This is a genomic window from Streptomyces sp. R818, assembly GCF_056172735.1.
Genome location: NZ_JAOCNE010000006.1, coordinates 655,516 through 673,937, shown reverse-complemented (window position 1 = coordinate 673,937; position 18,422 = coordinate 655,516). Strand labels below are relative to the sequence as shown.

Here is an 18,422-nt window from a genome sequence, read left to right as displayed (position 1 = left end):
GGCCTCACACCGTGAGGCCGCGCACCAGCAAATCGAGGAGCGCGCACACGAAGAGGGCGATGCCGATGAAGCCGTTGACCTGGAAGAACGCCCGGTTCAGACGGGACAGGTCGTGCGGCTTCACGATCGTGTGCTCGTACAGGAACGCGCCCGCGACGATCACGAGGCCGACCCAGAAGAAGACCCCGGCGCCGGTGGCGAGCGCGTACCAGACGAACAGGGCCGTGACGACGATGTGGCAGACGCGGGCGCCCCAGATCGCCGCCGGGATGCCGAAGCGGGCCGGGACCGACATGACGCCGACCTCACGGTCGGTCTCCACGTCCTGGCACGCGTAGATCAGGTCGAAGCCGCCGATCCAGATGCCGACCGCGAGACCGAGGATCACCGCGTCCCACGACCACGAACCGGTGATCGCCAGCCACGCCCCGATCGGCCCGATCGCCTGCGCGAGACCGAGGATGGCCTGCGGGAAGTTCGTGAACCGCTTGCCGTACGGATAGACCACCATCGGGATCACGGCGAGCGGCGCGAGCGCCAGGCAGAGCGGGTTCAGGAGCGCGGCCGAGGCAAGGAAGATCACCAGCGCGATCAGGGCGCCGGTCCACGCCGACTTCACCGACACCGCGCCCGTGACCAGCTCGCGGTGCTTGGTGCGCGGGTTGCGGGCGTCGATCTCCCGGTCGATGATCCGGTTCGCCGCCATCGCGAACGTCCGCAGGCCCACCATGCAGATGGTGACCAGGATCAGCCGGCCCCAGTGGATGTTCTTGTCCCACTCGAACATCGCGGTCAGCGCCGCGATGTAGGCGAAGGGCAGCGCGAAGACCGAGTGCTCGATCATCACCAGGCGCAGGAATGCCTTGGTGCGCCCCGGCTGCTGCGGCAGGATTCCTTCAGCGGCGCTCACTAGAGTCCGTACTCCTTCCAGCGGCGGTCCACGAGGGCCGCCGTTCGGGGGTCCGAGACGACCATCTCGGGCCAGCCCCCGTCCCGCGTGTACCCCTCCTCGGGCAGCTTCCGCGTGGCGTCGATGCCTGCCTTGCCGCCCCAGAACTGCTGGTAGGAGGCGTGGTCGAGGTGGTCGACCGGGCCTTCGACGACGGTCAGGTCGCGCGCGTAGTCGGTGTTGCCGAGCGCGCGCCACGAGACTTCATGAAGATCGTGGACGTCGCAATCGGAGTCGACGACGATGATCAGCTTGGTCAGCGACATCATGTGCGCGCCCCAGATGGCGTGCATGACCTTCTGGGCGTGCTTGGGGTATTTCTTGTCGATCGAGACGATCGCGCAGTTGTGGAAGCCGCCCGACTCCGGCAGGTGGTAGTCGACGATGTCCGGGACGATCACCTTGAGGAGCGGGAGGAAGAACCGCTCCGTGGCGCGGCCGAGCGGCCCGTCCTCGGTCGGCGGGCGGCCGACGACGATGGACTGGAGCAGCGGGCGCCTGCGCATCGTGACGCAGTCGATCGTCAGTGCGGGGAACGGTTCCTGCGGGGTGTAGAACCCCGTGTGGTCGCCGAACGGCCCCTCGGGCAGCATCTCGCCCGGCTCCAGCCAGCCTTCGAGGACGACCTCGGCGTTGGCCGGGACCTGGAGCGGGACCGTCTTGCAGTCCACCATCTCCACGCGCTTGCCCTGCAGGAACCCGGCCAGCATGTACTCGTCCATGTCGCCAGGCAGCGGCGCCGTCGACGCGTACGTGACGGCGGGCGGGCAGCCGAAGGCGATGGCGACGGGCAGCTTCTCGCCCTTGCGGGCGGCCATCTGGTAGTGGTTCCGGCTGTCCTTGTGGATCTGCCAGTGCATGCCGATGGTGCGCTTGTCGTGGCGCTGGAGGCGGTACAGGCCCAGGTTGCGCACGCCGGACTCGGGGTCCTTGGTGTGGGTCAGGCCCAGGTTGAAGAAGGAGCCGCCGTCCTCGGGCCAGGTGAACAGCGCGGGCAGCTTCTCCAGGTCGACGTGGTCGCCGTGCAGGACGACCTCCTGCACGGGCGCGTCCTTGACCTTGCGCGGCGGTACGTGGGTCATCGCGCCGAGCTTGCCGAACGCCTCCCGGACGCCGACGAACCCGTGCGGCAGCTCGGGCTTGAGCAGGCCGCCGATCTTGTCGCTGATCTCGCTGTACGACTTCAGGCCGAGCGCCTTCAACAGCCGCCGGTCGGTGCCGTACACGTTCATCGCGAGGGGCATCGCCGAGCCCTTCACGTTCTCGAACAGCAGGGCGGGGCCGCCGGACTTCTGCACGCGGTCGACGATCTCACCGACCTCCAGGTGCGGATCGACCTCAGCCTTGATGCGCTTGAGGTCACCCTCGCGCTCCAGCGCCCGGAGCAGGGAGCGAAGATCGTCATAAGCCATGCCATCCAGTTTGTCATCCCTGGTGGCGGATCTTGCCGGGGGCCGGGCTCCCGCCGGTCCTCTGCCGGTCCTTTGCCGTTCTTCTGCCGGGCTCCGGCCGGGCTCCGGCCGGGCTCCGGCTGGTCCTGAGCGGCTCAGCGCTCCGCGCGGGCCAGCTCGGCGGCGTGGGCCCGCAGGGAGAGGGCGACGGAACCGGCGGTGCACAGGCAGGCGCCGACGGCCGCGAGCGGGGCGCTGACCAGCAGCGCGGTCAGCGGGGCGGGCCAGTCCCGCTCCTCCGCGCACAGGGTGACCTTGCGCCGGACGATCTCGTCGCGGGTGCCGCCCGCGTCGTACACGCCGGCCCGGTCGGCGACGGCGGGCCCGGAGCAGTCGACGCTCCAGACCTTGGTCTCGTACGGCACGAACATCTGGAAGGCGGCGTATCCCCAGCAGACCCCGGCCGCGACGAGCAGGCCCACGCCCCACGCCCGCTGCCGCTCGGCGCGGATGCGGAAGCGGTCCTCGACCACCGCCGGATGCTGTGCCCCCGTCATGGCTCCCCCTGTCCCGCCGCGCGGTTCCCCGCAGGCAGTTCTCGTGCGACGTCGGCCAGACGCTACCCTGGCCCCGCTCTCGCGCACCCAGCACCTGCGCCACATCTCCCGGGGGGACCGCGTCTCATGCTCAGGTATCTGCCGTTCCTATTGGTCCTGGCACTGTGGATCTACGCGTTCATCGACTGCCTGAACACCCCCGAGGAGGAGGTGCGCGGGCTGCCGAAGGTGGTGTGGGTGATCATCATCCTGCTCTTCGGCGAGGTCCTCGTCGGGCCGATCGCCTGGCTCGCCGCCGGTAAGCGGCGCCACGCCCCGGCCGGTGGCTCGACCCCCTCGGAGTGGCACCGCAACCACCGCACCCGGTTCGTCGCGCCCGACGACAACCCCGACTTCCTGGACTCCCTCAAGGAGGAGAACAAGAAGGACGAGGCGCTCCTGAAGGACTGGGAGGCGGACCTGCGCCGCCGCGAGGAGGAGCTGAAGCGGCGCGAGAAGGAGCAGGGCGAGAGCTGAGGCGCCCCGGCCGAGCCCGGTGGCGGAACGAGGCCATCGGGCGGTGAGCGGCCGGTGGCTGGGAGACGGCTTCTAGCGGGCCGCCGCGTACCGCTCGCGCAGCCTCCGCCAGCGCTCCGGGGTCCATGCCTGCCAGGCGTCGTGCGTCATGGGACGGCCGTCGAGCGCGTCGAGCAGGTGCAGGAAGTGGTCGTGCCAGCCGGCCAGGCAGTCCAGGCGCAGGGCGTCGTCACCCTCGAACTCGTTGGTGAAGCGCAGGGTCGTGGCCGGTTCCAGGTGGCCGCGGATGCGGCCGTGCACGCCACCGAGGGTGTACTCGGCGACGCGCTCGACGTCCCAGGCGGTGATCCGGCCCGGATGCGCGCCGCCCCCGTTGAGCCAGCGAAGCGTGACGGCGCCGCCGAGCCGGGGCTCGAGGACGTCGGCCGCCGCCAGCCACCCTTCGAGGCCTTCCGGGGTGGCGACCGCCCGCCACACCTGTTCGACCGGGTGCGGCAGGCGCAGGGTGAAGAACAGGGTGTGGGCGGTGCCCTCGGTGCGGCTGACACCGGCAGGTACGGAATCCTCGGCGTGCTCGGCGTGCTCGGCGTTCTCGCGCGGCTCGGTCATGGGTCCAGCTTGCCGGGGCGACGCCTCAGACGCCCGCGTACGAGTGCTTGCCGGTGACGAAGATGTTCACGCCGTAGTAGTTGAACAGCCAGCAGCCGAACGCGACCAGCGCCAGGTAGGCGGCCTTGCGGCCCTTCCACCCGGCGGTCGCGCGGGCGTGCAGGTAGGCGGCGTACGCCACCCACGTGATGAAGGACCAGGTCTCCTTGGGGTCCCAGCCCCAGTACCGGCCCCACGCGTCACCGGCCCAGATCGCGCCCGCGATGATCGTGAACGTCCACAGCGGGAAGACCGCCGCGTTGACCCGGTAGGAGAACTTGTCCAGCGACTGCGAGGCGGGCAGCCGTTCCATCACCGAGGTCGCGAACCTGCCCGGCTGACCGCCGCCCGCCAGCTTGTTCTCGTAGGAGTCCTTGAACAGGTACAGGATCGTGCCGACCGCGCCCACGTAGAACACCGCGCCGCAGAAGATCGCCGTGGAGACGTGGATGTACAGCCAGTACGAGTGCAGGGCGGGAACCAACTGGTCGCTGGCGGTGTACAAGACGGTGACAGCGAGACCGAGGTCGAGGAGGACCGTGGTGACCAGCGGAAGGCCCAGCCAGCGGACGTTCTTCTTCAGCGCGAGCAGCGCCAGGTACACCCCGACGGCGACGGTGGAGAAGGTGATGTTGAACTCGTACATGTTGCCCCACGGCGCGCGCTGCACCGACAGGGCGCGGGTGAGAACCCCGGCGAACTCGATGAGGAACGCGAGCGCGGTGAGCGAGATGGCGATACGCCCGTAGAGGTCGCCCTGCTCATCACCGCCGGAGGCACCGGGCCCGTCGGGCACGTCGCGCGAGCCCGCGGCGGCCCGGGTCACGACCTTGGGCCGCTCCAGGACCGCGGTGGCGCCGTTCTTCTGCTTGACCTGGACCTGCACCGCGGCGGCGGTCTCGGCGGCCTGCGCCTTGCCGGTCAGGGCGGCGGCGGTACGGCCGACCTTGCTGCGGCTGCCGAAGATCCACTCGGCCATGTTGGCGAAGAACGCCAGCAGATACACGGCCATGGACGAGTAGATGAGGACGTTACTCGTGTGCGCCAGTGATTCGTTGGTTGCGGCGGCGAGAGTCACTTCTCAGCCCCTTCGGCGGAAACAGCAGTGGATGATGCGGGGGTCTCGGGGGCGCTCGGCGCCTGGGTGTGCAGCCGGCCGACCAGGTCGCCCAGCTCCTCGGGGAGCTTCGCGGACTCGCTGCGGCCGAGGCCGGCCATCTCGACGACGGTGACCCCGTCGGGGCCCTCGACGGCGCGCACCCAGACCCGGCGGCGCTGGATGAACAGGGAACCGGCCAGACCGAAGATGGCGACGATGGCGCCGCCGAGCGCCCAGCCCTGCGCGGGCTGGTGCGAGATCTGGAAGGTGACCCACTCCTTGATGTCCTTGTCGAAGGTGATGGAGCCCGCCCCGTTCGGCAGCTTCATCGTCTCCCCCGGCAGCAGACGGGTCTTCAGGGCCTTGCCCTTGGAGTCCTTGAACTCCTTCATGTGAGAGGTGTCGAGTTGGTACACGTTCTGCGGCAGTCCCGCATCCACCCCGAGGTCACCGTGGAGCGCGTTGAGCGCCAGCACGGGGAAGTCCAGGGCGGGGAACTGGGAGAACATCGTGCCCTTGCCCGCGCCCGCGAAGGTCGGCACGAACCAGGCGCTGAAGCCGAGCTGCTCCTTCTCGCCCTTGGCATTGCGGTAGCCGTCCATCACCTTGATCGCGCCCTGCGAGGAGATGTTGGAGTCGATCGGCAGCATCGGCACGGCCTGCTGGGAGACGACCTTGCCCTTGCCGTCGCGGACGGTGACGTTCACGGCGTAGCCGTGGCCGTTGAGGAAGATCTTGGTGCCGTCGATGTCCAGCGGGTGGTTGGACTGGATGGCGGTCTTCTTCACCGTGCCGTCGGCACCCTGGCTGTAGCTGACGTTCGCCCGGAAGGTGCGCGGGGTGCCCTTCTCGGGGCCGGTGCGCGCGTAGGTCGCGGTGAACTTGTCGAGGGTGAAGTTGAACGGCGAGAGGTCGCGGTCGCTGTCGAAGAGGTTGCCGGACTTGAAGTCGTCGTATTGCGGCAGCACGTTGGAGAAGCCGTCGCCCTCGACGACGAGCTTGCCGCCCTCGAACTTGAAGAGCTGGCCCCAGGCGAAGGCGACCAGCATGACGATCAGCGCCATGTGGAAGGCCAGGTTGCCGACCTCGCGCAGGTAGCCCTTCTCGGCGGCGACGGCGTTCCCGGCGAGGTGCGAGCGGTAGCGGCTCTTCTTCATCATCGCGAGCGCGGCGGTACGCACCTGCTCGGGGTCGCTCTCGGTGCGCCAGGTCGCATAGGCGGGCAGCCGGTCCAGGCGCTTCGGGGCGCCCGGCGGGCGGCCGCGCAGCTGCCCGACGAACTGCCAGGTGCGGGGCACGATGCAGCCGATGAGCGAGATGAACAGCAGGATGTAGATCGCGGAGAACCACACCGAGCTGTAGACGTGGAAGAGGCCGAGCTTCTCGTAGAGCGGCCCGAGCGTGGTGTGGGCCTTCTGGAAGTCGCTGACCTTGAGCGGGTCGGTGCCGGACTGCGGGATCAGCGAGCCGGGGATGGCGCCGAGCGAGAGCAGGAACAGCAGGATCAGCGCGACCCGCATCGAGGTGAGCTGCCGCCAGAACCAGCGGACCCAGCCGACGACGCCGAGCTTCGGGAGGTTCGGCGCCCGGTCCTCGAGCGGCGCCGTGGACAGCTGGGAGCCGGCCTCCTGCTCGGTGCTCTCCGTGCTCTCCGTGCTCGCCGTGCTCTCCGTACCGGGGCCGTCCGGGCTCTGCGTGCTCTCAGGGGTACGCGTCTTGCTCATAAGTCAGATTCCCACCTGGAAGCCGGTGGACCAGGTCCGCATCTGCCCGACGAGGCTGTCCCAAGCCCCTGTGAGCAGGAGGATTCCGGTCAGGATCATCATGATGCCGCCGATGCGCATCACCCATGTGTAGTGCTTCTTGACCCAGCCGAAGGCGCCGAGGGCCTTGCGGAAGGCGATCGCGGCGAGGACGAACGGCAGACCGAGTCCGAGGCAGTACGCGACCATCAGTATGGCGCCGCGCCCCGCGCTTCCCTCGTTGATGGCGAGGGTGTTGACCGAGGCGAGCGTCGGGCCGATGCAGGGGGTCCAGCCGATGCCGAACAGGGCGCCGAGCAGCGGCGCCCCGGCGAGCCCGGTCACGGGCCGCTTGTGGAAGCGGAACTCGCGCTGCGTCATCCACGGCATGAGGCCGAGGAAGAAGACACCCATGAGGATCATGAGGACGCCGAGGACCTTGGTCAGCGCGGACTGGTAGTCCAGGAGCGTGGAGCCGAAGTAGCCGAACAGCGCCCCGCCCGAGACGAACACGGCGGTGAAGCCGAGCACGAAGAGTCCGGCGCCGGCCGCCATCCGCCCCCGCCGCTGCTCCATGAGGTCGGTGCCGGTGATACCGGTCACGTAGGAGAGGTAACCGGGGACGAGCGGCAGGACGCAGGGCGAGAAGAAGGAGACGAGCCCGCCGATGAGGGCGATCGGGATGGCGAGGAGGAGCGCACCGTCCGTGACCGTGTCACCGGCGGCGAGGGTGGAGAGCGTGGGGGACACCGTCGCTCACTTCTCCGCGACGACCGGGTCGAGCATCTTGCGCAGGTTCTCCTCGCTGAGCGGCTTCAGCGAGCGCGCGGCGATCTTGCCGTCCTTGTCGACGATGATCGTGGACGGGATGGCCTGCGGGTTGAGCGTGCCCTTCTCGAAGCTGAGGAGCAGCTTGCCCGTCGGGTCGTAGTAGCTCGGGTACGTGACGTCGAAGCTCTTCTCGAACTCCTTGGCCGGGCTGGTGCTGGTGTCCCGCGTGTTGATGCCGAGGAACTGGACGCCCTGCTTCTCGCTGGCCTTGGCGACCTTCACGAAGTTGGGTGCTTCGGCGCGGCAGGGCGGGCACCAGGAGCCCCACACGTTGAGGACGACGACCTTGCCCTTGTAGTCGGAGAGCTTGAGGGCCTTGCCCTCCAGGTCCTCGCCGGTCAGGTTGGGGGCGTCGTGCCGCTCCCCCTTCTTGACGGTGGCGATGCCGCCGGAGCTGGTCACGAAGTTGGTGTTGTCGCCGCCACCGTAGGTGCCGCCGGAGCCGCACGCGGTCAGCGCGAGGGCCGCGACGGCGGCGGCTACGGTCAGCTTGGCGGCGCGGCGCGAGGTCGCGGGGGTGCGCGGGGTGCGGCGGGCGGCACTCATGTGAAAAGTTTCGCATGTCTGTTTAGGGGATCTTCCGCACCCCCCTCATGGACGGAAAACCCCATTTCAGGCGGTGTTTCAGGACGGATTCGCAGGCGAGCCCGCGGACTGCTTCCCGGCCGGCTCCGTGAGGAACGTCCGCCAGCCTTCGGCGGGCTGCTGCCCGACGTCGAGCGTGCGGAGCTTCGCGAGCACCTCGGGGTCCTGCGCGTCCATCCAGTCGACATACTGCCGGAAGGAGACGAGCCGTACGTCGCTGTGCTTGTCGGCAGTCGCGGCGATGTGCTTGAGCGCTTCCTCGACGGCGTCCATGTAGATGCCGCCGTTCCACTCCTCGAAGTGGTTGCCTATGAAGAACGGCGCGCGGTTCGTCTCGTAGGCCCGCTTGAAGCCGGATATGTAGGCGTCGGTGGCCTGCTTGCGCCAGCCCGGGTAGTTGTGTGCGGGCGCCTTGGTGGAGTTGAGGGACTGGTTGGCCAGCATGTTGTAGTCCATCGACAGGACCTCGAAGCTGTGCCCGGGGAACGGGACGGCCTGCAGCGGCAGGTCCCAGACGCCGTTCTTCTTGTCGGGCCAGCGCTGGCGGCCGCCGGGCGAGGAGGCGTCGTAGCGCCAGCCGAGCTCGCGGGCGGTGGGCAGCAGGTTGTCCTGGCCGAGCAGGCAGGGGGTGCGCCCGCCGACCAGCTCCTTGTCGTAGTCGAAAGGGAGCGGGGGCTCGTCGTGCCAGCCCGTGTTGGTCCGCCACTGCTTGACGAAGGACGTGGCCTGGTCGATCTCGTCGCGCCACTGCTGCGGTGTCCAGTTGGCCACGGTGCCGGAGCCGCCGCAGAAGTGGCCGTTGAAGTGGGTGCCTATCTCGTGCCCGTCGAGCCAGGCCTGGCGGACGTGGGTGAGCGTCGCCTTGATGTGCTCGTCGGTGAGGTAGCCGATGTCGGAGGCGCCGACCGGGTTGTTCGGCCCGTGGTAGAGCCGCTTCTTCGACTCGGGCAGCAGGTACAGGCCCGAGAGGAAGAAGGTCATGTGCGCGCCGTGGTCCTTGGCGAGCTTGAGGAAGCGCGGGAAGAGGCCGTTGCCGACCTCGCCCGCGCCGTCCCAGGAGAAGACCACGAACTGCGGCGGCTTCTGTCCCGGTTCGAGCCGCGCGGGCGCGGCGGGCTGGTGCGGCTGCTTCCCGGTGTACGCGGTCGAGCCGTCCCCGATCGGCTTCGCGGCCGGGCGCTTCGGCCCCTGGGTGGTCCCGGAGTGGCCGCCGGGCGAGACGGTCGGGGCTCCGCCCGAGCCGCCGGATCCGCACCCGGCGAGCGCCACCGCGGTCGCTGCCCCGGCCCCCAGACCGAGAAGTCCCCTACGGCTGACATCGCGCATAACGTCCTCATTCGTCGCACTGTGCACCCATTCATGGCGGGCACACAGTTAGAGGGCTCGACGAAGACGCGGGTTCCGACAAGTCGTAGGTATTTGCGGGGTTTTGTGCGGGAATGGCAAAGGCCGCCGTCGATCAACGGCGGCCCGTGCCCCGCAGGTCAGGCCCTAGGCGCCGAACGCCTTGCCGCCCTGGGGCTGCCTGGCGCCCTTCTTGCCGCCCGCCAGCAGATGGGCGGGGACGAGATCGCGCGCGGGCTCGGTGTAACCAACCGAGACGATCTTGTCACCCTGGTACGTGAACGTGGTCAGCGAGGCCAGCGTGCACTGCCGCTTGCGCGGGTCGTGCCACAGGCGCCGCTTCTCGACGAAGCTGCGCACCGTCCAGATCGGCAGCTGGTGGCTGACGCAGACCGCCTCGTGGCCGCGGGCCGCGTCCTTGGCGGCGTCGAGCGCTCCCATCATCCGCACGACCTGCTCGACATAGGGCTCGCCCCACGACGGCTTGAAGGGGTTGACGAGGTGCTTCCAGTTGTCCGGGTTGCGCAGGGCGCCGTCGCCGACGCCGAAGGTCTTGCCCTGGAAGACGTTGCCCGCCTCGATGAGACGCTCGTCGCTGCCCAGGTCCAGGCCGTGCACCTTGGCGATCGGCGTCGCCGTCTCCTGCGCCCGCTCCAGCGGGGAGGCGACCACATGCGTGATGTCACGGGAGGACAGGTGCTCGGCGACCCGGTCGGCCATCTGCCGGCCCAGCTCGGAGAGGTGGTAGTCGGGCAGCCGCCCGTAGAGGATCCCCTCGGGGTTCTCCACCTCGCCGTGGCGCATGAGGTGGACGACAGTGATGTCGTCGTCGCTCTTGGTCGTCTTCTTCTCGGTGTTCTCGCTCATGCCGTGGCCTCCGCGGCCGCGCGGGCGGCGGCAGGGAGCGCGGCGGCGATCCGCTCGACCGCCCGCTCGTCGTGGGCGGTCGAGACGAACCAGGACTCGAACGCCGAGGGCGGGAGGTAGACGCCTTGCTCCAGCATCGAGTGGAAGAAGGCGGTGAAGCGGAAGGACTCCTGGGCCTTGGCGCCCTCGTAGTCCCGCACTTCGTTCTCCGTGAAGAAGACCGAGAACATGTTGGAGGCGTTCTGCACGCGGTGCGCGACGCCCTCCTTGGTGAACGCCTCGGTGACGAGGGCTCGCAGCTGCTCACTGACCGCGTCGACCTTGGCGTACGCGGCGTCGTCGAGGAGGCGCAGCTGGGCGACGCCCGCGGCGGTGGCGACCGGGTTACCGGAGAGCGTGCCCGCCTGGTAGACAGGGCCGGCCGGGGCGAGGTGGGCCATCACGTCGGCGCGCCCGCCGAACGCGGCGGCGGGGAAACCGCCGCCCATGACCTTGCCGAAGGTCATCAGGTCCGGCACGACGCCGTCGACGCCGAACCAGCCGGCCTTCGACGTACGGAAGCCGGTCATGACCTCGTCGGAGATGTAGAGCGCGCCGTTCTCCTGGCAGACCGCCTTCAGCCCGGCGTTGAAGCCGTCGAGCGGCGGGACGACGCCCATGTTGCCCGGCGAGGCCTCGGTGATCACGCAGGCGATCTCGCCGGGGTGCGCGGCGAACGCCTCGCGGACGGCCTCGAGGTCGTTGTACGGCAGCACGATCGTGTCGACGGCCTGGGCGCCCGTGACCCCGGGCGTGTCCGGCAGGGCGAAGGTGGCGACGCCGGACCCGGCGGCGGCGAGCAGCGCGTCCACGTGCCCGTGGTAGCACCCGGCGAACTTGATCACCTTCGCGCGGCCGGTGAAGCCGCGGGCGAGGCGGATGGCGGACATGGTCGCCTCGGTGCCCGAGGAGACGAGCCGTACCTGCTCGACCGGCGCGATCCGCTCGACGATCGCCTCGGCGAGCTCGACCTCGCCCTCACCCGGCGTCCCGAAGGAGGTGCCCCGGGCGACGGCCTTCTGCACGGCCGCGATGACCTCGGGGTGGGAGTGGCCGAGGATCATCGGCCCCCACGAGCACACGAGGTCGACGTACTCGCGGCCGTCGGCGTCCGTCAGATACGGACCGGTACCGGACACCATGAAACGGGGCGTACCGCCCACGGCTCGGAACGCGCGCACGGGCGAGTTCACGCCACCGGGCGTGACCACGGCCGCACGGTCGAAGAGCCCCTGCGAAACGGGTGCCTCATAGGGATAGGGGGTGTTGTTCGCCTCTGCCATGCCTCTCAGCGTACGGCCCGCTTCCCCGGCCCCCCGCGCGCGGCTCCCGGGCGCCCTAGACTCGGGCTGTCAGGGCGCTGTACCGCTTCTGTACGGCGTCCGGGGCCGGCCACTCGCGCAGTTGTCCCACTCGGACGTTTCGGCGGGTGACCGTGGGGGAGGTCACTGACACGATGATCGGGTTGCGCGTCGGCGGTCGCGCGGCCTAGAAAAGGGCCAGCGCCCTGAGAACAGCAGTCGGGTGGAGATATGCATCGCGGTGGCGGCGGACTGGGCGAGGGGACCGACGACCTGGGCCCCCGGCGTGCCCGGCGGGGGAGGCACCGGCGCGAGGGCCACGACGAGACGGTGGCACGGGTCCAGAGAGCGACAGGCGGCGGGGACAGCGGGAATGGTGGCCGGGTGGGGGTGACGTACAAGTACTTCGGCGCGCCGGACGGCGCGACGGCGGCCCGCGTTCCGATCTCCATGCGCCCCGAGGAGCTCGGCGGTGACGAGCTGGGCATGGGCGGCATGTTCACGAAGATCAAGCCGGAGACGATGGCCGCGATGGTCCTCACCGGTATCGAGGGCATACCCCTGCACAAGGTGCCGCCGCTCGAACTCGTCGTCCTGCACCCGGACTACGCGGTGGTGAAGCTGCCGATGACGGTCGTCGACCCCCTGCGCGGGGTGGGCGAGGAGGCCGTCGGCGCGGCGGCGTTCATCTGGTCGACGGTCCCGGACCGCGGCGGCCCCCGGGACGCGTTCAACGTGTACCAGTTGCTCCACGAGTGGCAGGACTTCAGCCACCGGCTGCACGACGCCGGGCACCAGGCCTACTGCCTGGTCTGGCCCTGACAACCCCGGTCCTGACAACCCCGGTCCTGACAACCCCGATCCTGACAACCCCGGTCCTGACAACCCCGGTCCTGACCGGCCGGGCCACGACCGTCCCAGCGGGGACCTGAGGGTCCACAGTTGCGGCGGTCCTGCCCCGATCCGGCGGGACCGCGCCCGGAACCCCGCGCCCGGAACCCCCGTACACCCGCCCGTGAACCCGCCCCGCCCACACCCCGTCCCCTGATCGGGCGACCGCCAATGGGCTTTTTACCCGGGCCTGCCCCGGTCCAGACGGGCGGCTTACCCGGCGCGAGCAGACTGGGCCGGTACATCAAGGGTTGTGCGGGTCCGTACCGGGCGCCCGCCGGGGAAGGCACTACCTATGAAGATCGTGTTCCTGCTGCACAACGCCTACGCGGTCGGCGGCACCGTGCGCACCACGCTCAACCTCGCCGCCGCGCTCGCCGAGCACGGCGGCCACGAGGTGGAGATCGTCTCGATGTCGCGGCACCGGGAGAGCCCGAGGTTCACCGTCGACCCGCGGATCACCCTCGTACCGCTGGTGGACACGCGGGCCGACGGCGCGGACACCCGGCAGGCCGCATACGCGGAGCCGTCGCGGGACTTCCCGGCCGCCGAGAAGCGGTACAAGCAGTACTCGCTCCTGCACGACCAGCGGGTCCGCGCGTACCTGGAGGAGCGGTGCGACGCGGACGTCGTCATCGGCACCCGGCCCGGCATCAACGTCTACCTCGCCAAGTGGGGCCCTCGGCGGGCCCTGCGGATCGGGCAGGAGCACCTGCGCCACGACGCGCACTCCAAGAAGCTGCGCACCGAACTCGCCCGGCACTACCGGCGGCTCGACGCGCTCGTGACGATGACCGAGGCGGACGCGGCGGTCTACCGGGCGCGGGTGCCGCTGCCGGGGGTGCGGGTGCTCTCCGTGCCGAACATCGTGCCGCCCACGTCGGCCCCGCCCTCCGACGGCTCCTCGCGGATCATCGCAGCGGCGGGCCGGCTCGCCCCCGGCAAGCGCTACGACCTGCTCCTGGAGGCGTTCGCCGAGGTCGCCCCGCACGCCCCGGGGTGGGAGCTGCGGATCTACGGCGGCGGCGCGCAGGAACCGCATCTGCGGGCGCTCATCGACCGGTTCGGCCTGACGGGGCGGGCCCGGCTCATGGGCACCGTCTCGCCGATCGAACCGGAGTTCGCCCGCGCGGCGCTCGTGGTGAGCGCCTCCGACGCCGAGTCGTTCGGCATGACCCTCGTCGAGGCGATGCGCTGCGCGGTCCCCGTCATCAGCACCGACGCGCCGCTCGGCCCCGCCGAGATCATCACCGACGGCGTCGACGGACGGCTCGTCCCGGTCGGCAGCGTGCACGCGCTCGCCGAGGCGATGACCGAGCTGATCGAGGACGCGGCGACCAGGGAAAGGATGGGCGCGGCGGCGCTCGCCTCCGCACACCGGTTCGACCCTGAGCCCATTGTGGCGCGATATCACACCCTTTTCGCGGAACTCAGGGCCTCCCGATTCCGTCGAGCAGGGCGACGGTTCCGTGCCCGGGCCACCAACTGGGCGCGCAGGAAGGTCCGCTCGCTGCGTGCAGCGCGGCCGGGCGGCCGAGGGGGGACTTCGCATGACGGCCGACGCAGCCGCGCCCATGGCACCGCGCAGCCCGGACGTTCCTGAGGTGCACACGCAGAGCACCCTGAACGCCCCGTCCGCGCCACCGGGAACGCCCGCCTCCGCACCGGGCGGCCGGTTCGGTTCCGCGCTCCGGTCCCTGCGGGACGGCGACTGGCTGGCGGTCGTCGCCGTCCTGTACCTCCTGGCACAGCTCGCGCTCGTCGTGACCCGGCTCGGGCACGGGCTCGGCTGGGACGAGTCGGTGTACGTGTCCCAGCACGACCCCCGCAACCCGACCGTCTTCTTCAGCGCCCCGCGCTCACGCGGCACCAGCTTGCTGACCGCGCCGCTGATCGCGGTGACCGACTCCACCGTCGCCCTCCGCACCGCCCTCGCGGTCCTCTCGTCGGCCGCGCTGTACGCCGCGTTCCGCGTGTGGCGGCCGCTGGTCGGGGCGCGCACGACGGCGTTCGCGGCGCTGCTCTTCGCCGGGCTGTGGATCGCCGTCCTCTCCGGCGCGATGGCCATGCCCAACCTGTGGGTGGCGTTCGGCTCGGTCGGCGCCGTCGGCTGGTTCCTGCGGTACGGCGGCGGGGACCCGGGCAGGAGCGCGGGATGGTGGCTCGCGGGATGCGTCGCCGCCGTCGCACTGTTCCGGGCACCGGACGCGGCCTGGCTCGTGCTGCCGCTCGGCGTCGTGGCGCTGCTGACGCGCGAACGCCGGCGCACCCTGCCCTACCTCGCGGCGGGCCTCGTCGCCGGTCTCGCGCAATGGGTCGTCGAGGCGTACATGCGCTGGGGCGGCGTCGCCGAGCGGCTGCGCGTGTCCAGCGCCACCGAGGGCGACATGGGCCTGCACCCCAACTTCGGCACCGCCTGGCGCGCGGTCAACGGCCCGCTGCTCTGCCGCCCCTGCGCCACGGGCAGCCCCGCCCACCCCGAACTCGCCCTGTGGTGGCTCGCCCTGCCCCTGCTCACGGCGGCGGCCGTGACCGTCGCGCTGCGCGGACGCCGCCCCGCGCCGACCCTGGTCCCGGTCGCCTGCGCCGCCGCGCTCTCGGTCCCGTACCTCCTGCTCATCGGCTACTCGGCGCCGCGCTTCCTGCTGCCCACGTACGCGCTGCTCTCGCTGCCGGTGGCGGTACTGCTGCGCCGGATGCGGCGTCATCGGGCGCTCGCGGTCGTGGCCGTCGCCCTGGTCGTGCTCCAGCTGGGCAGCCAACTCGCCGTGCTGCACCGCGAGGTCGCCTCGACGGCCCGCACGGACGCCCGCTACATCGCCGCCGCCGACGGCCTGCGCGCCCTCGGCCTGACACCGCCGTGCCTGGTGACGGGCCCGCGCGCGCTGCCCGTCGGCTACGCGGCCGGATGCGCGTCGGCGCAGACGCGCGGCAACAACAAGTCGACGACCCGCGCTGAACTGCTGCGCCGCGCCGCCGAGGTGCCGACGGCCGTCCTCACCGAGCGCGGCCACCGGCCCCCGAAGTACGCCAGGGACTGGACCCCGTACGAGCTTCCGCACACCCGGGGCTGGACGGCGTGGAAGGCGCCCACGCCGGACCGGCCCTGAACCATGCGCCGGACCGGCCCTGAACAGCGCCTCTCACTCGGCCCGCAGGGCCGCGAGGCGCTCCGCGAACGGGGTCACCTCGAACCCGTCCGCCGGGTCCACCGACGTGATCGCCCCCGTCAGCGAGCGGGGCGCGATCGCGGCGGCCGTGTCGACGTCCGGCGCCGCGTCGGCGGCGGACGGGCCCATGAAGCGGGCCAGTTCGGCGCCCGCGCGGGCGATGCGCCGCTCCAGGCCCTCCTCGCCCCAGTCCTCCGACGCCGCGAACACGGCGGTCGGCAGGGTGAGGGCGCGCAGGTAGGTGAAGAGCGGCCGCAGCGCGTGCTCGGTGACGAGCGAGTGCCGGGCCGTGCCGCCCGTCGCACCGACGAGGACCGGCTTGCCGGTCAGCGCGTCCTTGTCGATCACGTCGAAGAACGACTTGAACAGACCGCTGTACGACGCCGCGAACACCGGGGTCACCGCGATCAGGCCGTCCGCCGCGGCCACCGCGTCGAGCGCGGCGGCCAGGCGGGCGGGCGGGAAGCCGGTGACGAAGTGCTGAGCGATCTCCGTCGCGAGGTCCCGCAACTCGATGACCTCGACCTCGACGGTGCCGGCCTGCCGCACGGTCGCGACCGCGAGCCGGTCGGCGAGCAGCCGGGTGGAGGAGGGGGAGCTGAGCCCCGCCGAGACGACTACGAGCTTCATGGCCGTGGACTCCCTACTTGCTTTCGGCCTGGGCGGCGACGCGGGCCGCGTGGGTCGGCGCGTCCGGGACGTTCGCCGGGCGCAGGTTGGCGAACTCCTTGCGCAGCACCGGCACGACCTCCTCACCGAGCAGGTCGAGCTGTTCGAGGACGGTCTTCAGCGGCAGGCCCGCGTGGTCCATCAGGAACAGCTGGCGCTGGTAGTCGCCGACGACGTCCCGGAAGGACAGGGTCCGCTCGATGACCTCCTGCGGCGAGCCGACGGTCAGTGGCGTCTGCGAGGTGAACTCCTCAAGGGACGGGCCGTGGCCGTAGACCGGCGCGTTGTCGAAGTAGGGGCGGAACTCGCGCACCGCGTCCTGCGAGTTCTTCCGCATGAACACCTGGCCGCCGAGGCCGACGATGGCCTGCTCCGGGGTGCCGTGCCCGTAGTGGGCGTAGCGCGTGCGGTACAGGTTCACCATCTGCTTGGTGTGGCTGGCGGGCCAGAAGATGTTGTTGTGGAAGAAGCCGTCACCGTAGTAGGCGGCCTGCTCGGCGATCTCGGGCGAGCGGATCGAACCGTGCCAGACGAACGGCGCGACGCCGTCCAGCGGGCGCGGGGTCGAGGTGAAGGACTGCAGCGGCGTACGGAACTTGCCCTTCCACGTCACGACGTCCTCGTCCCAGAGGCGGCGCAGGAGCGCGTAGTTCTCGACGGCGAGGTCGATGCCGTCCCGGATGTCCTTGCCGAACCAGGGGTAGACCGGGCCGGTGTTGCCACGGCCCATCATCACGTCGACGCGGCCCTCCGCGACGTGCTGGAGCATCGCGAAGTCCTCGGCGATCTTCACCGGGTCGTTCGTGGTGATCAGCGTGGTGGAGGTGGAGAGGATCAGGTTCTCGGTGCGCGCGGCGATGTAGCCGAGCATCGTCGTCGGGGACGACGGCACGAACGGCGGGTTGTGGTGCTCCCCGGTCGCGAAGACGTCCAGGCCGACCTCCTCGGCCTTCTGCGCGATGGCGAGCATCGCCTTGATGCGCTCGTGCTCGCTCGGCGCGCGTCCGGTGGTCGGGTCGACCGTGACGTCGCCGACGGTGAAGATTCCGAACTGCATGATGCTCACCCTTCCCGGGTTTTTGTTGACTGTTCAACTATACCCCGGAACGGATGTGCCGCCGCACCTATTCCCGACCGCCATACGGTCCGGTCAGCGCCGCTGGAGCGGATGGCGACCCGTCGCCGCCAGGAGCCGGTCGAACACGGACGCGTCCGTCCCGGCCGGTACGGGCTCCCCGAAGACACCCATCGCCCTGGCCGTCGGCGCCAGCTCCGCCACCGCGTCCGCCAGCACGCCGACCACCACCGGCGGAGCCTCGTAGGACTGCCCCGTGGCCCGCGCCAGATCCCACCCGTGCACGGTGAGATCCAGCAGCGCCATCGCACCGACGAGACGCGCGGGCATGTCCATCGCACCGCTCGTCCCGTCCTCGGCACCGGGCACCGACCACGCGCCGACCAACTCCTCCGCCGCGCCCGCGAACCGCTCCCGCCAGTCGCCGCCCTCCCCCACCCGGTCCGGCGTCGCCGCGAAGTCGGAGTCCTGCTTCGCCGCAAGCTTCCGGAACTCGACGACCACCTGGAAAAGGTGGTTGACCAGGGCTTTCACGTCGTAGTCCGCACAGGGCGTGGGGGCGGCGAGCGCGGAGTCGGGGATACCGGCGACGACCGGGGCCGCGCGGTCGGCGGCGAGGCGGAGGAGATCCCCGACCGGCCGGGCCGTCTGCATCTGCTGCTCGTGTGTGTCCATACGTCCGACGCTACGAGCGCACCGCCCCACGCCTCTTGAACAAACGCGACGGGCCGCTGTCAGTGCCCCGCCG

18 protein-coding genes are annotated in these 18,422 nt (G+C 70.7%); 4 read left to right on the top strand and 14 right to left on the bottom strand.

Features of this window, described 5'->3' with window-relative positions; translation table 11 throughout:
* Positions 1 to 4 precede the first annotated feature (4 nt).
* The 3 genes from mqnP to N5I75_RS19430 form a co-directional block, all read right to left on the bottom strand.
* On the bottom strand, positions 5 to 910 hold the full coding sequence (gene mqnP / locus N5I75_RS19440; RefSeq protein ID WP_476679188.1) for a menaquinone biosynthesis prenyltransferase MqnP: 906 nt from the start codon (positions 908 to 910) through the stop codon (positions 5 to 7).
* On the bottom strand, positions 910 to 2,361 hold the full coding sequence (locus tag N5I75_RS19435) for a menaquinone biosynthesis decarboxylase (RefSeq protein ID WP_476679187.1): 1,452 nt from the start codon (positions 2,359 to 2,361) through the stop codon (positions 910 to 912). The genes mqnP and N5I75_RS19435 overlap by 1 nt, the downstream gene beginning before the upstream one ends.
* 134 nt (positions 2,362 to 2,495) lie before the next feature.
* The gene (locus tag N5I75_RS19430; protein WP_476679186.1) at positions 2,496 to 2,897 is read right to left on the bottom strand and encodes a hypothetical protein; all 402 of its coding nucleotides are present in this window, start codon (positions 2,895 to 2,897) and stop codon (positions 2,496 to 2,498) included.
* A gap of 126 nt (positions 2,898 to 3,023) precedes the next feature.
* Between N5I75_RS19430 and N5I75_RS19425 the strand changes: the two genes are divergently transcribed.
* Positions 3,024 to 3,413: a PLD nuclease N-terminal domain-containing protein gene (locus N5I75_RS19425; protein WP_476679185.1), complete on the top strand. Its 390-nt coding sequence runs from the start codon at positions 3,024 to 3,026 to the stop codon at positions 3,411 to 3,413.
* Positions 3,414 to 3,485: 72 nt separating this feature from the next.
* On the opposite strand, the gene N5I75_RS19420 is transcribed toward N5I75_RS19425, so the two are convergent.
* From N5I75_RS19420 to hemL, 8 genes are all read right to left on the bottom strand, one after another.
* The gene (locus N5I75_RS19420; RefSeq protein ID WP_476679184.1) at positions 3,486 to 4,022 is read right to left on the bottom strand and encodes an SRPBCC domain-containing protein; all 537 of its coding nucleotides are present in this window, start codon (positions 4,020 to 4,022) and stop codon (positions 3,486 to 3,488) included.
* 25 nt (positions 4,023 to 4,047) lie between these two features.
* Positions 4,048 to 5,139, bottom strand: a complete 1,092-nt coding sequence (gene ccsB / locus N5I75_RS19415; RefSeq protein WP_476679183.1) for a c-type cytochrome biogenesis protein CcsB — start codon at positions 5,137 to 5,139, stop codon at positions 4,048 to 4,050.
* Positions 5,136 to 6,884: a cytochrome c biogenesis protein ResB gene (gene resB, locus N5I75_RS19410; RefSeq protein WP_476679181.1), complete on the bottom strand. Its 1,749-nt coding sequence runs from the start codon at positions 6,882 to 6,884 to the stop codon at positions 5,136 to 5,138. The genes ccsB and resB overlap by 4 nt, the downstream gene beginning before the upstream one ends.
* 3 nt (positions 6,885 to 6,887) lie before the next feature.
* On the bottom strand, positions 6,888 to 7,652 hold the full coding sequence (locus tag N5I75_RS19405; RefSeq protein WP_476679179.1) for a cytochrome c biogenesis CcdA family protein: 765 nt from the start codon (positions 7,650 to 7,652) through the stop codon (positions 6,888 to 6,890).
* 6 nt (positions 7,653 to 7,658) lie between these two features.
* The gene (locus N5I75_RS19400) at positions 7,659 to 8,279 is read right to left on the bottom strand and encodes a TlpA family protein disulfide reductase (protein WP_476679177.1); all 621 of its coding nucleotides are present in this window, start codon (positions 8,277 to 8,279) and stop codon (positions 7,659 to 7,661) included.
* Between the two features lie 78 nt (positions 8,280 to 8,357).
* The gene (locus tag N5I75_RS19395; RefSeq protein WP_476679175.1) at positions 8,358 to 9,644 is read right to left on the bottom strand and encodes a polysaccharide deacetylase family protein; all 1,287 of its coding nucleotides are present in this window, start codon (positions 9,642 to 9,644) and stop codon (positions 8,358 to 8,360) included.
* 165 nt (positions 9,645 to 9,809) lie between these two features.
* Positions 9,810 to 10,529, bottom strand: coding sequence for a histidine phosphatase family protein (locus tag N5I75_RS19390; protein WP_476679173.1), 720 nt, complete (start codon positions 10,527 to 10,529; stop codon positions 9,810 to 9,812).
* A complete protein-coding gene (gene hemL, locus N5I75_RS19385; RefSeq protein WP_476679171.1) occupies positions 10,526 to 11,851 on the bottom strand; it encodes a glutamate-1-semialdehyde 2,1-aminomutase in 1,326 nt (441 codons plus the stop codon). The genes N5I75_RS19390 and hemL overlap by 4 nt, the downstream gene beginning before the upstream one ends.
* A 249-nt stretch (positions 11,852 to 12,100) precedes the next feature.
* Here hemL and N5I75_RS19380 point away from each other — a divergent pair, with 249 nt between their 5' ends.
* The 3 genes from N5I75_RS19380 (at position 12,101) to N5I75_RS19370 (ending at position 15,870) form a co-directional block, all read left to right on the top strand.
* On the top strand, positions 12,101 to 12,691 hold the full coding sequence (locus tag N5I75_RS19380; RefSeq protein WP_394433200.1) for a hypothetical protein: 591 nt from the start codon (positions 12,101 to 12,103) through the stop codon (positions 12,689 to 12,691).
* A gap of 364 nt (positions 12,692 to 13,055) precedes the next feature.
* The gene (locus N5I75_RS19375) at positions 13,056 to 14,363 is read left to right on the top strand and encodes a glycosyltransferase family 4 protein (protein ID WP_476679169.1); all 1,308 of its coding nucleotides are present in this window, start codon (positions 13,056 to 13,058) and stop codon (positions 14,361 to 14,363) included.
* Positions 14,311 to 15,870, top strand: coding sequence for a hypothetical protein (locus N5I75_RS19370; protein ID WP_476679167.1), 1,560 nt, complete (start codon positions 14,311 to 14,313; stop codon positions 15,868 to 15,870). Before N5I75_RS19375 ends, N5I75_RS19370 begins: the two co-directional genes overlap by 53 nt.
* Positions 15,871 to 15,903: 33 nt before the next feature.
* Here the strand turns inward: N5I75_RS19370 and N5I75_RS19365 are convergent, their stop codons facing one another.
* The 3 genes from N5I75_RS19365 to N5I75_RS19355 all read right to left on the bottom strand — a co-directional run bounded on the left by N5I75_RS19365 (position 15,904) and on the right by N5I75_RS19355 (position 18,349).
* Positions 15,904 to 16,560 (bottom strand): CE1759 family FMN reductase, encoded by a 657-nt coding sequence (locus tag N5I75_RS19365; protein ID WP_476679165.1) that lies wholly within the window; start codon positions 16,558 to 16,560, stop codon positions 15,904 to 15,906.
* Positions 16,561 to 16,573: 13 nt separating this feature from the next.
* On the bottom strand, positions 16,574 to 17,656 hold the full coding sequence (locus N5I75_RS19360) for an LLM class flavin-dependent oxidoreductase (protein WP_476679163.1): 1,083 nt from the start codon (positions 17,654 to 17,656) through the stop codon (positions 16,574 to 16,576).
* A 93-nt stretch (positions 17,657 to 17,749) separates the two neighbouring features.
* Positions 17,750 to 18,349 carry a TIGR03086 family metal-binding protein gene (locus tag N5I75_RS19355; RefSeq protein WP_476679162.1) on the bottom strand — a complete coding sequence of 200 codons (600 nt, stop codon included), beginning with the start codon at positions 18,347 to 18,349 and terminating at the stop codon, positions 17,750 to 17,752.
* Positions 18,350 to 18,422: the final 73 nt, after the last annotated feature.

What these genes read in the sequence shown, in the direction of transcription:
- N5I75_RS19370 (WP_476679167.1), top strand. Translation starts at nt 14,311, where the DNA reads ATGACGGCCGACGCAGCCGCGCCCATGGCACCGCGCAGCCCGGACGTT.
- N5I75_RS19400 (WP_476679177.1), bottom strand. Translation starts at nt 8,279, where the DNA reads ATGAGTGCCGCCCGCCGCACCCCGCGCACCCCCGCGACCTCGCGCCGC.
- N5I75_RS19365 (WP_476679165.1), bottom strand. Translation starts at nt 16,560, where the DNA reads ATGAAGCTCGTAGTCGTCTCGGCGGGGCTCAGCTCCCCCTCCTCCACC.
- N5I75_RS19380 (WP_394433200.1), top strand. Translation starts at nt 12,101, where the DNA reads ATGCATCGCGGTGGCGGCGGACTGGGCGAGGGGACCGACGACCTGGGC.
- hemL (WP_476679171.1), bottom strand. Translation starts at nt 11,851, where the DNA reads ATGGCAGAGGCGAACAACACCCCCTATCCCTATGAGGCACCCGTTTCG.
- N5I75_RS19395 (WP_476679175.1), bottom strand. Translation starts at nt 9,644, where the DNA reads ATGCGCGATGTCAGCCGTAGGGGACTTCTCGGTCTGGGGGCCGGGGCA.
- N5I75_RS19390 (WP_476679173.1), bottom strand. Translation starts at nt 10,529, where the DNA reads ATGAGCGAGAACACCGAGAAGAAGACGACCAAGAGCGACGACGACATC.
- N5I75_RS19425 (WP_476679185.1), top strand. Translation starts at nt 3,024, where the DNA reads ATGCTCAGGTATCTGCCGTTCCTATTGGTCCTGGCACTGTGGATCTAC.
- N5I75_RS19360 (WP_476679163.1), bottom strand. Translation starts at nt 17,656, where the DNA reads ATGCAGTTCGGAATCTTCACCGTCGGCGACGTCACGGTCGACCCGACC.
- N5I75_RS19420 (WP_476679184.1), bottom strand. Translation starts at nt 4,022, where the DNA reads ATGACCGAGCCGCGCGAGAACGCCGAGCACGCCGAGCACGCCGAGGAT.
- N5I75_RS19435 (WP_476679187.1), bottom strand. Translation starts at nt 2,361, where the DNA reads ATGGCTTATGACGATCTTCGCTCCCTGCTCCGGGCGCTGGAGCGCGAG.
- N5I75_RS19375 (WP_476679169.1), top strand. Translation starts at nt 13,056, where the DNA reads ATGAAGATCGTGTTCCTGCTGCACAACGCCTACGCGGTCGGCGGCACC.
- N5I75_RS19355 (WP_476679162.1), bottom strand. Translation starts at nt 18,349, where the DNA reads ATGGACACACACGAGCAGCAGATGCAGACGGCCCGGCCGGTCGGGGAT.
- resB (WP_476679181.1), bottom strand. Translation starts at nt 6,884, where the DNA reads ATGAGCAAGACGCGTACCCCTGAGAGCACGCAGAGCCCGGACGGCCCC.
- N5I75_RS19430 (WP_476679186.1), bottom strand. Translation starts at nt 2,897, where the DNA reads ATGACGGGGGCACAGCATCCGGCGGTGGTCGAGGACCGCTTCCGCATC.